The 11,826-nt window shown below is 72.3% G+C and carries 13 protein-coding genes and 1 pseudogene; 8 read left to right on the top strand and 6 right to left on the bottom strand.

Annotated elements, in window-relative coordinates; translation table 11 throughout:
• Both K6I34_RS20010 and K6I34_RS20005 read right to left on the bottom strand, forming a co-directional pair.
• A partial coding sequence (locus K6I34_RS20010) for a BTAD domain-containing putative transcriptional regulator (protein WP_229327680.1) occupies nucleotides 1–821 on the bottom strand: 821 nt, incomplete at its 3' end.
• A gap of 159 nt (nucleotides 822–980) precedes the next feature.
• On the bottom strand, nucleotides 981–2,105 hold the full coding sequence (locus K6I34_RS20005) for an esterase family protein (protein ID WP_229327679.1): 1,125 nt from the start codon (nucleotides 2,103–2,105) through the stop codon (nucleotides 981–983).
• A 259-nt stretch (nucleotides 2,106–2,364) separates the two neighbouring features.
• On the opposite strand from K6I34_RS20005, the gene K6I34_RS20000 reads away from it, so the two are divergent.
• Nucleotides 2,365–3,165, top strand: coding sequence for an AAA family ATPase (locus K6I34_RS20000; protein WP_229327678.1), 801 nt, complete (start codon nucleotides 2,365–2,367; stop codon nucleotides 3,163–3,165).
• Between the two features lie 84 nt (nucleotides 3,166–3,249).
• Nucleotides 3,250–3,780, top strand: coding sequence for a DM13 domain-containing protein (locus K6I34_RS19995; protein WP_229327677.1), 531 nt, complete (start codon nucleotides 3,250–3,252; stop codon nucleotides 3,778–3,780).
• A gap of 3 nt (nucleotides 3,781–3,783) precedes the next feature.
• Here K6I34_RS19995 and K6I34_RS19990 read toward each other — a convergent pair whose 3' ends face one another.
• Together K6I34_RS19990 and K6I34_RS19985 are read right to left on the bottom strand one after the other, a co-directional pair.
• Nucleotides 3,784–4,326, bottom strand: a complete 543-nt coding sequence (locus K6I34_RS19990) for a hypothetical protein (protein WP_229327676.1) — start codon at nucleotides 4,324–4,326, stop codon at nucleotides 3,784–3,786.
• A 230-nt stretch (nucleotides 4,327–4,556) separates the two neighbouring features.
• Nucleotides 4,557–5,216 carry a ScbR family autoregulator-binding transcription factor gene (locus tag K6I34_RS19985; RefSeq protein WP_229327675.1) on the bottom strand — a complete coding sequence of 220 codons (660 nt, stop codon included), beginning with the start codon at nucleotides 5,214–5,216 and terminating at the stop codon, nucleotides 4,557–4,559.
• 298 nt (nucleotides 5,217–5,514) lie between these two features.
• Between K6I34_RS19985 and K6I34_RS19980 the strand changes: the two genes are divergently transcribed.
• The 6 genes from K6I34_RS19980 (at nucleotide 5,515) to K6I34_RS19955 (ending at nucleotide 10,702) form a co-directional block, all read left to right on the top strand.
• Nucleotides 5,515–6,741 carry an aromatic acid exporter family protein gene (locus tag K6I34_RS19980; RefSeq protein WP_229327674.1) on the top strand — a complete coding sequence of 409 codons (1,227 nt, stop codon included), beginning with the start codon at nucleotides 5,515–5,517 and terminating at the stop codon, nucleotides 6,739–6,741.
• Nucleotides 6,742–7,078: 337 nt separating this feature from the next.
• Nucleotides 7,079–7,558 (top strand): hypothetical protein, encoded by a 480-nt coding sequence (locus K6I34_RS19975; protein WP_229327673.1) that lies wholly within the window; start codon nucleotides 7,079–7,081, stop codon nucleotides 7,556–7,558.
• A complete protein-coding gene (locus K6I34_RS19970) occupies nucleotides 7,543–8,691 on the top strand; it encodes an MAB_1171c family putative transporter (RefSeq protein ID WP_229327672.1) in 1,149 nt (382 codons plus the stop codon). Before K6I34_RS19975 ends, K6I34_RS19970 begins: the two co-directional genes overlap by 16 nt.
• A 57-nt stretch (nucleotides 8,692–8,748) precedes the next feature.
• A complete protein-coding gene (locus K6I34_RS19965) occupies nucleotides 8,749–9,072 on the top strand; it encodes a thiamine-binding protein (protein ID WP_229327671.1) in 324 nt (107 codons plus the stop codon).
• A gap of 110 nt (nucleotides 9,073–9,182) precedes the next feature.
• A complete protein-coding gene (locus tag K6I34_RS19960; protein ID WP_229327670.1) occupies nucleotides 9,183–9,623 on the top strand; it encodes a CBS domain-containing protein in 441 nt (146 codons plus the stop codon).
• A gap of 341 nt (nucleotides 9,624–9,964) precedes the next feature.
• Nucleotides 9,965–10,702, top strand: a complete 738-nt coding sequence (locus K6I34_RS19955) for a hypothetical protein (RefSeq protein ID WP_229327669.1) — start codon at nucleotides 9,965–9,967, stop codon at nucleotides 10,700–10,702.
• A gap of 74 nt (nucleotides 10,703–10,776) precedes the next feature.
• On the opposite strand, the gene iscX is transcribed toward K6I34_RS19955, so the two are convergent.
• Entirely contained in the window at nucleotides 10,777–10,977 is a 201-nt protein-coding gene (gene iscX, locus K6I34_RS19950; protein WP_229327668.1) for a Fe-S cluster assembly protein IscX, read from the bottom strand.
• An 86-nt stretch (nucleotides 10,978–11,063) separates the two neighbouring features.
• Nucleotides 11,064–11,826, bottom strand: a pseudogene (locus K6I34_RS19945) (hypothetical protein); the annotation flags it as partial.

Genomic DNA, 11,826 nt, shown 5'->3' with positions numbered 1-11,826 from the left:
GGCCGCTCGGCGGTGCCGACGGCTGTGCGGGTGGCCGTGCCGGTGGCTGTGCGGGCGAGGGCGAGCGCGGGATCGGCGGCGAGGATCCTCGCGTGCAGTTCGCGCAGTTCCGGGCCCGGTTCGACGCCGAGTTCGGCGGCGAGGGCCCGGCGTGCGGACGCGTACGCCTCCAGGGCCTCCGCCTGGCGGCCCGCGCGGTAGAGGGCGAGCATCCGCAGCCGGGAGAAGTGTTCGCGCAAGGGGTGTTCGTGGGCGAGTTCGGCGAGCTCGCCGGTGACCCGGTCGTGGCGCCCGAGGTCGAGCGCGGCCTCCATACGGGCTTCGAGGAGTTCGAGGCGGCGCTCGGCCCAGCGGGCGCGCTGCCGTTCGGCGTACGGACCGGGGAGCCCGGGCAGTGCCTCGCCGCGCCACAGCGCGAGGGCCGCTTCCAGCGCGTCCAGGGCGGCTTCCGTACGGCCGTCCGCGCGGTGGCGGGCGGCCTCGGCGGCGAGGCGTTCGCACTCGGCGGCGTCGACGTGGCACGGGCGGGTGTCGATGCGGTAGCCACCGTTGTCGGGGCCGAGGACATCGTGGCCGAGGACGCGGCGCAGCCGGTACGCGTAGGTGCGCACCGTGCCGAGGGCCGACTGCGGGGGCCGCTCCCCCCAGAGGGCGTCGGCGAGCTCCCCGACGGTGACGGTCCCGCCGCCGCGCAGCAGCAGCACGGCCAGGACGCAGCGCTGCTGACGGGCGCCGAGCGGCAGCTCGGTGGCTCCCCGCCAGGCCCTGACCGGTCCGAGAACGCTGAACCGCAGTGGATTCCGGGAGTCTTCCCCGCCCATGCCCCAAGCCCCTGTTCGCACAAATATTCTCCGACACGGATCCGACACAGAGTAAATTCCCGGTGCCCTCCGGGAGACCCGGAAACGCCGGAACCGCGGGACCGGGTGCGGTCCCGCGGCTCCGGGCGGAGGTGTCGCGGGCGGAGTACGGGCCCGGCGTCAGGAGGCCGGGAGCGGGTCCGACAACTGCTGGCTGATCCACTCGATCGGGCTCGGCGCGCCCTGGCCCATGCTGGGGACGTAGGTGTAGGCGTCGTGCTTGCCGCCCTCGATCACCTTGACGTTGGTGTGCACCGGTCCCTTGCCGTAGGTGGCGACGAACTTCTTGACCCCGTTGATCGTGATGGGGTCCTCCCGCGTGCCGTACTGGAAGGCGATGTAGACGTCCGGGCCGCCCTTGGCGATCAGATCCTTGGCCAGGAGCTCCGGGTTGTTCGCGTCCATCTCCTGCTTGTGGCCCTTCCACAGCGGGGAGTCCGGGACGATGTCCGGGCCGGAGGCGATGGCGGCCTTGAAGCGGTCCGGGTGCTTGAGGACGGCCTTCATCCCCGCGAAGCCGCCGGAGGAGGAGCCCATGAAGGCCCAGCCGTCGCGCGACTTGATCGTCCGGAAGTTGGCCTTCATCAGGTCCGGGACGTCGTCGGTGAGCCAGGTGCCCATCTTCGGCTGGCCGGGGATGTCACTGCCGTCCCAGTAGGTGCCGTTGTTCTTCGGGTTCAGCACCGGCATCGCGAGCAGGAAGGGCTTGCTCTTGCCCTCGTTGTACCACTTGGTGATGGACGACTGGAGCTTGAGGTTGGTGCCCATCCAGTAGTTGTCCGGGAATCCGGGGCCGCCGGGGAGCGCGATCAGGACGGGGAAGCCGCTGTTGGCGAACTTCGGGTCGTTGTACGCCTTGGGCGCCCAGACCCACACCTTCCCGGTGAAGCCGGACTTCTTGCCCTCCAGGGTGGTCACAGCGATGTGCGTGCCGTCGCCCAGGGTGTCGACGTTCTTGAAGTCGGCCGCGGGCCCGGTCGGCATCAGCACCTTGGAGTCCGGAGCGGGCTGCGCGCCGCTGTTCCCGCCCGCCTGGCCGCCGTTCCCGGCGGGCGCCTGGCCGAAGGTGACCTTCTCACCCTTGTCGGAGAACGGACCGACCTTGAGGTAGTTGAGCACCCCTCCGGTGATCAGACCGAGTACGGCTATGGACGCCACGACGATGCTCCATCGCTTGGCGCGGCTGGCACGGCGGTGCCCCCGGGACTGGTACGCCCCGGACTGTGTCTGCGTCGTCTGCGTCATCTCGTCACTCCGGATGATGCTGCTGCCCCGAAGGACATGATGGTTTGTTCCGTCCTGCTGGATGAAAGAACGATGATTCCGGTTCCCGCCCGGGCCGTGATCTTGCCCGGGCCACGCCGAGGGTACCGCCCCTGGTCGGACGGCACGGCGCTCCGCCCCCGGCCGCCCGGCTGCCCCGCGACCCCCTGTCCGGGCCGTCGGTGCCGGACGCTGAACACCGTGCCAAGCTGTGGGCAACCGTTCGAAACAGGGGGCAGTGGTGAGCAGGACGAGCAGGCCGGACGGGCCGGGCCGAATACCGGAGGGGCCCGGCATACCGGAGGGGCCCGGCCGGACGGGTGCGCGGCTGCGGCCGCGCGGCCTGGTGGACCTCCGCGGGGAACGCGACGCGCCCGCGCTCTTCTCCTACCCGCCGGGCGCGGTGGTCGTCGTGTCGGGCCTGCCGGGGAGCGGCAAGAGCACCCTGCTGCGCCGCTGGTCCGGGGCGGCCGCGGCGGTGGACCCGCGGGACGTCCACGAGGCGTGCGAGGCCGTGATGCCCGCCCGGGTGCCGTACGCGGTCTACCGGCCGTGGGCGCGGTTCGAGCACTTCCGGTGGCTGCGCGCGGGGGCACGCACCGGGGAGCCGCTGCTCGTGCACGACTGCGGCAGCAGGCCGTGGATGCGCCGCTACCTGGCCCGGGCCGTCGGCCGGCAGGGCCGTGAGCTGCACGTCGTCCTGCTCGACGTCGGCGCGGCGGAGGCCCTGGCGGGCCAGGAGGCGCGGGGCCGCCGGGCTCCGGGGCGGGCCTTCGCCCGGCACGAGCGGCGACTGCGGCAGTTGGTGCGGCGGCTGTCCACAGAAGGGGCGGAGGTGCTTCCCGAGGCGGTGTCGGTCGTCCTGCTGGACCGGACGTCCCGGCAACGGCCGCGGTCCGTGGAGTTCGCCGCGGCTCCCCCGCGCGTGCCGGGACCGCGTACGGCACCCGACGACGGGCGCCGTACGTCCCATACGCCCCGTACGGCGCCCGGATCGACGCCTGGATCGGCGCCTGGTCTACCGCCCGGATCACCCTCGTAAGACTTTCGTCATGCGGGACGCGGATCGTCCACGCCCCTCGGGCCCGTTGGGCCAGGTGACAGCACATCGTCCGAGGAGCCTCCGATGAACCGCCCCCAGCCCCCGTCCCGCAGGAGCACCCGCCGCCGCGCGCTCCTGACCGCCGCCCTCACGGGTCTCGCCGTCCTCACGGCCGCGGCCTTCTGGTTCCAGCCGTGGAAACTGTGGCTCGACACCACCGTGCGCGAGGCCGCCCCCGCGGCGACGGCCGAGCGGGGCGGGGCCAGGACGCTCGCCACCGGCGAGCTGATCAGTCACGAGCACCGCACCACCGGCACGGTGCGGATCCTGGAGCTGCCCGACGGCAGCCGCACCCTGCGTCTGGAGGGTCTGGACACCAGCAACGGCCCGGACCTCCGGGTCCTGATCACCGACGCGCCGGTGAAGGAGGGCCGGGCCGGCTGGTATGTGTTCGACGACGGCGCCCACCGGAGCCTCGGGGCCCTCAAGGGCAACAAGGGCGACCAGAACTACCCGCTCCCGGCCGATGTGGACCTGGGCCGGTACACGAGCGTCAGCATCTGGTGCGACCGTTTCGACGTGTCCTTCGGCGCCGCCGCGCTCACCCGGGCCTGAGGGTCAGGAGGCCAGGACCCGCGTCGTCGCGGCGACCGGCGCGGTGCCCGATATCGCGCACTCGACGGTGATGCCGAAGACATGCACGGAAGCGCTGCCGGGCGAGAAGGTCGTGGGGCCGACGGCGTGGAACTGGACCGGCACCTTGCCGCCGGTCACCGAGACCGGGGTGCCGCTGGGGACGACGTCGGCGTTGCTGAAGCCGGTCGCGGTCACGCTGCCGGTGCCCGCACCGCCGAGGTCGAGGGTCAGCTCGCCGGTGACGCTGCCCGCCGGGAGGTCGATCGGGGCGGTGATCGTGGTGATGACGTCGGCGGAGACGCTCGCGGTGGTGCCCTGATGGACCTCGTCGGGAGCCGTGACGGCGACCTGCAGGGACTGGACGCCGGCGGGGGCGCCGGGGCCGGTGCACGTGTACTGCACGGGGACGGTGTCGGCCAGGGCCGGGGGCGCCGCCAGCACGGTTCCGGCGCCTGCCAGCACCGCGGCCACGGCGGCGCCCGCCAGTGTCCGCCTGCGGTTGGGGGGTTTCTGCGACGTACGCATCGTGTGCTTCCTTCCTGTCCGGGGTGGGGTTGCCGGGGAAGCAGGTAATGACGTGTACGCGTCATAGGTCGCACGGGGCGCCGGAGAAGTCAAGGCCGACACCCACGAAGGCGTGGTGATCAAAACCGACTGGTCGGTTTTAATTGCGGAGAAAAAGAAATGCCGGGCCGCCCCCCGACGGCCCGGCGTCGACCGGTCCCCGTGAGGACCGGTCCGTTCCTGGGTGGCGCCTACGACGCCGCGACCGCCTCCGCGGCGGCCTGGTGCACGGCCCAGATCCGGGCGCCGCGGTCCGGCGCGGTGTCCAGCGTGCGCAGCAGCGCGGGCACGGCGATGCTCGGCAGGAGGTGGTCGTACATCACCCCGATCCGCTGCTCCAGGGTGGCGCCGTCCTCGACGGCCGCCGTGGCGACGATCTCCACGCCCGTCCACGCGCTCACGAACACCATCGCCACCTGCGCCGGGTCCACGTGCGGCAGCAGCTCGCCCTGCTCCTTGGCCACGCCCAGCAGCTCGGTGGCGAAGTCGATCCATCCCGCCCACGAGGTGCCGAACAGCTCCCGCGCCTTGCGGTCGGCGGACAGCCTGATGGGGGCACTGAGCACCGGCTCCTGGGGCAACCGGTGGGCGAGGACCATGCCGATGTCCACGAACTCCTGGAGCCGGGACTCCTGCGGGATGATCCCTTCCGTGGTGAGCGCGGCTTCGAGGACGCCGCGCGCCAGCTCCTCCTTGGAAGCGAAGTGGAAGTAGAGCGCGCCCTTGGTCACGCCCGCGCGCGAGAGGATCTCGGCGATCGTCGCGGACTCGTACCCGAACTCGTCGAAGACCGCGCCGGCCGCTTCCAGGATCGTGCGCCTCGTCTGGATCGCCCGCGCCTGCTTCGCCACGAAGGGCACCTCCTGTGTCCCGAAATTCTGTGCCGGATTCCGTGCCGGTTCCCTGGGGCCGGGCTCTGCGCCAGATCCCGCCCCAGATTCTGTGCCAGATGCTGTGCCAGTTTCTGCGCCAGCCCCTGGGGCCCCGAAAACCAAACCGGATAGTATGTATCTTATCAGGGGCCCATCCTCCGACCGGCCCTCCAGGACGCTATCGCGTGCGGGAACCCGGTCCGTGACGGGCGACCGCCCGGGTGGCGCGGGGGAAGGACGGGTGTCCTGAGCGGCACGGGGCGGGAAGAGGCACAAGGTGCCCGCGCTCTCCGATCCCCTGGCGACCCTGGTCCGGCGCGGCCGGGAACCGGCGGTCGTGCAGACGGTGCGCTCCACGCTGGCCGCGGTGATCTCCTACGTGGTGGCCCTGTGGCTCAGCAGGGAACCGGCACCGCTCACTGCGCCGCTGACGGCGCTGCTCGTCGTGCAGGTGACGCTGTACGCGACGCTCACGACCGGCATCCGCAGAGTGAACTCGGTGGTGGCCGGCGTGCTGATCGCCATCGGCTTCAGCACGCTGGTGGGTCTTTCGTGGTGGAGCCTGGGGCTGATCATCCTGGCCTCGCTGGTCATCGGCCGTTTCGTGCGGGTGGGCGAGTTCGTGCCCGAGGTGGCGATCAGCGCGATGCTGGTGCTCGGCGTGACGCGGGTCGCGGCGACCTCGTGGGACCGGGTGCTGGAGACGCTGATCGGCGCGGTGGTCGGCCTGCTGTTCAACTTTCTCTTCGTCCCTCCGCTGTGGGTGCAGCCGGCGGGCGAGGCCATCGAGGAGCTCGCGCGCCGGATGAGCCGGCTCCTGACGGACATGGGGCAGGAGACCAAGGGACAGGTCACGGTCGCCGAGGCGGCGGCCCGGCTGCACGAGGCGCGCCGGCTGGACCACGACATCGCCGAGGTGGACGCCTCGCTGCGGCAGGCGGAGGACAGCCTGCGGCTGAACCCCCGGGTGCGGGAGGGGCTGCTGTTCCGCGTGGTGCTGCGCACAGGGCTGGACGCACTGGAGATCTCGGCCGTGGTGCTGCGGGTGAGCGCCCGGACGCTCACGGACCTGGCCAAGGAGCGCACGGACGAGCCCCTGTTCACTGCGGACGTGGCGGACGCGCTGGAGGAGGTGTTCGAACGGCTCGCGGGGGCGGTGGAGAGCTTCGCGGTGGTCATCACCACCCAGGTGACCGCGAACGCCGAGGAGGCGGAGGCACGGCTGGCCGCCGCGCTGGCCGCCGGGCGCGCCGCCCGCGACCGGGCGGCCGACCTGCTGCTCGACAAGGTGCTGGAGCACCCGCGCCAGTGGCAGCTGCACGGCGCCCTGCTGGCCGAGGTGGACCGCGTCCTGGACGAGCTGGACGTGGAGAAACGCTCGCAGCGTCTGGTCGAGGAGCTCGACCGCCGTTCGCGTGAGCAACGGGAACGCCACCCGAGGCTGGACGCCGTCGGACGCCGTCTGCGCAGCAGCCGTTTCGGGCGCCGCAGCAGCCTGGGGTGAGCGGCCCCCACAGGACGCCCCGAACCGCCCGTCCCCGAGTACGCCCGGGGACCTGGCAGGAGACGGCCCGACGATCTACGATCGCATCCGGCCGAGGCATGGGTGCTAGGGGGCTCGCGATGTTGCCGGAAACCGACCGGGGGAACGTCCGGGGGAACGTGCAGCCAGGGAGCCGCACCGCACGCAGACCCGGCCGCCGCGGCTCCGCGGTGACACCGTGACGCGCCGTGGCTACCGGGTTCTCTGTCCCCCCGTCCCCATCACTCCTGGAGAGCCGACCGAGATGCACTGGAGGCGCTTGCGCCGCCGATGCCAGAAGGTGATCGGCGGAATACCCGTGCCCGACCCCTTCTCCGCCCAGGCGCTGTGTGCCCGGCTGGCCGAGGAGCGCGACCGTCCGTTGCGGTTGCTCGCGCTGCCGACGCCGACCGTACCCGGCACGCCGTCGGGCATGCTGCTGTCGGTGGACACGGAGGACTTCATCCTCTACGACGCGCAGACGAGCCCGCTGCACCGGGAGCACATCATCGTGCACGAGATCGGGCACCTGGTCTGCAACCACCGTTCGGCGGGGGACGACCAGGAGCTCTATCGCCATCTCGACATCGGCGACCCGCGGTCCGTACGGCAGGCGCTGGCCCGTATCCGGTACGGCGACGAGCAGGAACAGGAGGCGGAGATGATCGCCACCCTGATCCTGGAGGCCGCGGGCCGGGTGCCCGCGCCGACGCTGCTGTCGGGCATGCTCGGCGGGCTGGAATCGGCCATGGGGCTGCGCTCGGCGCACCGTACGGGGGTGCCGTGTTCAGCTGGTTAGACCAGCCGTGGGTGGAGAACAGCGGCATCGTCGCCCTGTGGACGGTGGCGGTCGTCCGGGCCCCGCAGGGCATCGGACACCGGGAGCAACGCCCGTTGTGGTTCGCGATCGTGATGATCGCCCTCGCGATGTCGATGCATCTGGAGCCGGTCACGGCCGTGTTGTCGCGGCTGATCGCGGATGCCCACTGGATCGACTTGTCGACACATCTGTTCAGCATCGTGGACGCGGCGGCGGTGCTGTGGTTCATCTTCGGGGCGGCGGGCAGGCATCGGCGCACCCTCCCGGTCTTCGGCGCCGCGTTCACGGTGATGGTGACGCTGGTGCTGCTGGACCTCACCGGCCCCGCGCACGCCCGCAACCAGATCGCCCCGTCCCGGGACATCGCCAGCGTCCCGGACGCCTATTGGTGGGTGTTCTTCGCGTTCCATCTGGCGGCGGACACCACCTGCGGTGTCGTGTGCTGGAGTTACGGGCGCAGGACCGGCACGCCGCGGCTGCTGCGGTACGGGCTGCGGCTGTTCGGCACGGGCATCCTGCTGGCGTCGCTGTTGTGGGTGCTGAAGCTGTTCTACCTGCGGACCAGGTCGACGGTGTTCGCCCCGCTGTTCTCCCCGGTGACCGGTGTGGAGGCGGCGTTCATGGCGGTCGGCGCGGCACTGCCCGTACTGGCGCGTGTCCGTGAGCACCTGAGCGACCGCCGCTCGTACCACGGCCTGGACGCGCTGTGGCAGGACCTGACGGCGGCCAGCCCCGACGTGGTGCTGCGGCCGGGGAACCGGCTGGGAGCCGCCGCGGTCCCGCTCCAGCTGCTGCTCTACCGCAGAGTCATCGAGATCAGGGACGCGATGATCGTGCTGCGCAACTATGTGTCCCCGGCGACCCTCGGCGTGGTCCGTACGCATGTGGCCGGTCAGGACGTCCCCGGGCACCTGGTCGAGGCGCATGTGACGGCGTGCTGGCTGGCCGCCGCGCTGCACGCCAAGCGCTCCGGGGAGGAGCCGCAGGCGCAGACGGCCAACCTGGCGGGTCCGGGAGCGCAGGACCTCGCCGAGGAGATCGGCAGCCTGCTGCGGGTCGCGTCGGCGTACCGGTCGCCCGCCGTCCTCGCCTACCGGGCCTCGCTCGCCTGAAAGCCCTCCTGCCGATAAAGAACTTGTCGATAAAGAAGCCGAAAGGAACCGGACACCGTGCTCATCTCTTTCACCCTCACGCCCCTGGGCGTCGGGGAGACCTTCCCGGAGCACATCGCGGAAGCGGTGAAGATCATCAAGGCGTCGGGGCTCCGTTACCGCTCGGACTCGATGGCCACGATGATCGAGGGTGAGTGGGACGAGGTCATGGACGTCGTCAAGCGCGCCACGGAGGCCGTCGCCGCGCGGGCGCCCCGGGTCCAGCTCGTCCTGCAGGCCGACGTGTGGCCCGCGATGGACAGCCCGCTCGACGGCAAGATCGCGCTCATGGAGAAGCACATGCCGGGCGCCGTCGCCAGCTCACCGCCGCCGGGCAGGTGACGCCCCGCCCTGTGACGCGTGGCGGCGTTGGGCCATCCGTGGTGCGATGGAGATGACGCACCATGCCGTCACGCACGCAGGACAGGAGCGAGTGCAGGACAGGAGCGATCATGGCTGGAAAGAGGCTCACGGCCCGCGACATCATGACGGCGGGCGTGACATGTGTCGACGAGCAGCAGTCACTGGCCGACGCGGCACGGATGATGCGCGATCTGACGGTCGGCTGCCTGCCCATCTGCGGCTCCGACGAGCGGCTCAAGGGCGTGATCACCGACCGCGACATCGTCCTCAAGTGTGTCGCGGAGGGCCGCGACCCGGCAGCCATGAAGGCCGTCGAGCTGGCCTCGCCGCTGCACTGGATCGACGCCGACGCGGATGCCCACGAGGCCCTGGAGTCCATGGAGACGCACCAGATCAAGCGCCTCCCGGTCATCGACGTACGCGGCGGACACCAGTTGGTCGGCATGATCACGGAGGCCAACCTCGCGAAGAACCTCAGCGACGAGGAGATCGCCGAATTCGCGTCCCGGGTCTACGCGACCGCTCGCTGACCCCCTGCCCAGGGGCCTTCCCGAGGACTTACCTGACGGCTTTCCCGAGGACTTGCCCGACGGGCTTCCCCGGCAGGCTTCCCTGACGGGCTTTCGGCTGATCGGCCGACAGAGCGTCACCCCCGTTCCGTACGGGTCATCAGATCCGGCGGGCGGGGTCGACGCACTGTCAACTGTCCGACCCCCTATGCGGCATGAGGGGGTTTTCGGCTTTCCTGACGGTAGGACAGGCGGCGGTGCCGGGGAGGGTGGGGCACCCTGTTGGACGCTGTCCGATTGCGGGCCCCCGGAGGCGGACGGAAGGTGAGCTTCAAGATCCCTCCGCTCCTAGGAGTACGTTGATGAACGCTCCCCGCACCACCGGCTTCGTTCTCGCGGGAGCCGCGTGCGGCACCCTCGCCCTGGCCCTCATGGGGTCCTTCGCCACCCCGGCCCCCGCGGCCCCGCCGCACGCGGCCAAGCCCGCGGTGGCGGCGCCGGCACAGCCCGCCAAGGTCCCGGCCATCAACCCGCTCACGCCGACGCCCGAAGCGCTGCGCCGGGCCGCCGTCGAGGGCATGTCGGCCATCGACACCAGCGAGATCACCAAGATGGCCGCGGGCACCGCGAAGGCGTGCGACATGGGGCAGGTCCCCGTCGTGCGGCAGGCACCCGGGCGGCAGGCCGTCGTCCAAGCCCCGGCTCAGGCGAACACGCGGCCGAGCGCCCAGGCCTGTGCCTCCGTCAAGCAGCATCTGGGCGCGCTCAACGCGGCCCGGGCAGCTCTTCTCCAGCAGTCGACCGCCGCGAAGCCCGACGCCAACAGCGTCTCCGCGGCGACCACCGACGCCGTCGCGGCCACGGTCGTGCTCGCCAAGGACGACGAGGCCGTTCCCGAGAACCGCGCCGACGGCGAGGTGAACCGGAACGCCGAGGCGAACCGCGGCATCGACGGATACAACCGCGGTGGCCTGCTGGGCACCGTGACGGGCATCCTCCGCGGCGCCGTCGGCGCGTTCGGCGGCCTCGCGGGCGGCGCCCTGATCGGGCTGGGCGGCCTCCTCCACCGGCTGACCGGGGCCCTGGTCGCCATCATCTGAGGCACACCGCCGGCCGGGGCGCACCCCCGGTCACCGGGCCGGAGCACCGGTCCGGTGACCGGGGGTGCCCGTGGTCAGCCTCTGCCGGTCCGGTCCAGCCAGGCCAGTTGGATCGATTCCAGGATGCGCAGGTTCACCCGGGTCGGGTCGCCCCGGAAGCCGCTCAGCCCGGCGACCCGGTCCCGGATGTCCAGGAAGTCGACCTTGAGGGGCTCGGTGTCGGGGTGCTGCTCGGCGAGTCCCGCCGCGATGCGGTCGATGTCAGTCCACTGCATGCGCCGAGTGTGTCCCACCGGGCCCCCTGGGTCCAGGCTGCCACCCGCCACTCGTCCCGCACCGCGCGGAGACAGGGGACGGCGCATCAGCGCGCGGCCGCGGGCGGGACGTCCTGGAGCGCGCGCAGGTGCGCGGCGGGCCCTTCGCCGCCGGGCACCCGCTCCCACAGGGCCAGCAGTTCGGCGGCCAGGGCGGGCGCCCGCTCGCCGCTCTGCTGCCAGCAGTAGTGCGCCCGCTTCACCGCCGCGACCGCCTCCGTGTCCCCGGTGCCGCCGCGCTCCAGCCGGGCGTGGGCGGCGGCCATCCACAGCTCGGCGGCGCGGGCGTGGTCGCCCGCGAGCCGGGCGAGGTCGGCGCGCACTTCCATCCAGAGCCCGGCCTCCGGGCTGCTCGGCCCGTACCGGCGCAGAGCCTGCTGTTCCCAGGCGGCGGCCATCGCCGCCGCCTCGTTGTGCCGCCCGGCACGGGCGGCGGCCAGGATCCCGGGCAGCAGGTCCTCGTGGAGCTGCGCCGCCGGGGCGGCCCGCTCCGGCGCGGGTGCCGGAACGACGGGCGCGGCGTCGGGCACGGCTGCCACGGCGCGCCGCGCCGGGACGGCGTCGGCCGCGGCGTACTGCACGGGCGCGGCATCATCCGCCGCGGGATGGTGCGCGGGCACCTCTTCGGGCGCGGTGTGCCGTACGGGCACCGCGTCCCGCGCCGACGGCCCGGCCGGGGGGACAGGACGCCATGCCGCCGAGTCGGCCACGGGCTCGCCCCCGGCGGGTACGGGCGCATCGGCCGTCGGCGGGTCCGTCCGCGTGTGGTGGGCGGGGTTGCGCAGTACCGGTCCGGGTGTGCCGTACGCC

The sequence above is a fragment of the Streptomyces sp. UNOC14_S4 genome, assembly GCF_020740835.1.
In the GTDB taxonomy this organism is placed as follows: Bacteria; Actinomycetota; Actinomycetes; order Streptomycetales; family Streptomycetaceae; genus Streptomyces.
The sequence above is the reverse complement of the archived record's forward strand: the minus strand, read 5'-3'. Positions and strand labels throughout refer to the sequence as shown.

Bases quoted from the DNA above. Each gene is read 5' to 3' on its own strand.
- K6I34_RS20005 (WP_229327679.1), bottom strand. From the start codon at position 2,105: ATGACGCAGACGACGCAGACACAGTCCGGGGCGTACCAGTCCCGGGGG.
- K6I34_RS19995 (WP_229327677.1), top strand. From the start codon at position 3,250: ATGAACCGCCCCCAGCCCCCGTCCCGCAGGAGCACCCGCCGCCGCGCG.
- K6I34_RS19990 (WP_229327676.1), bottom strand. From the start codon at position 4,326: ATGCGTACGTCGCAGAAACCCCCCAACCGCAGGCGGACACTGGCGGGC.
- K6I34_RS19960 (WP_229327670.1), top strand. From the start codon at position 9,183: ATGGCTGGAAAGAGGCTCACGGCCCGCGACATCATGACGGCGGGCGTG.
- K6I34_RS19955 (WP_229327669.1), top strand. From the start codon at position 9,965: ATGAACGCTCCCCGCACCACCGGCTTCGTTCTCGCGGGAGCCGCGTGC.
- iscX (WP_229327668.1), bottom strand. From the start codon at position 10,977: ATGCAGTGGACTGACATCGACCGCATCGCGGCGGGACTCGCCGAGCAG.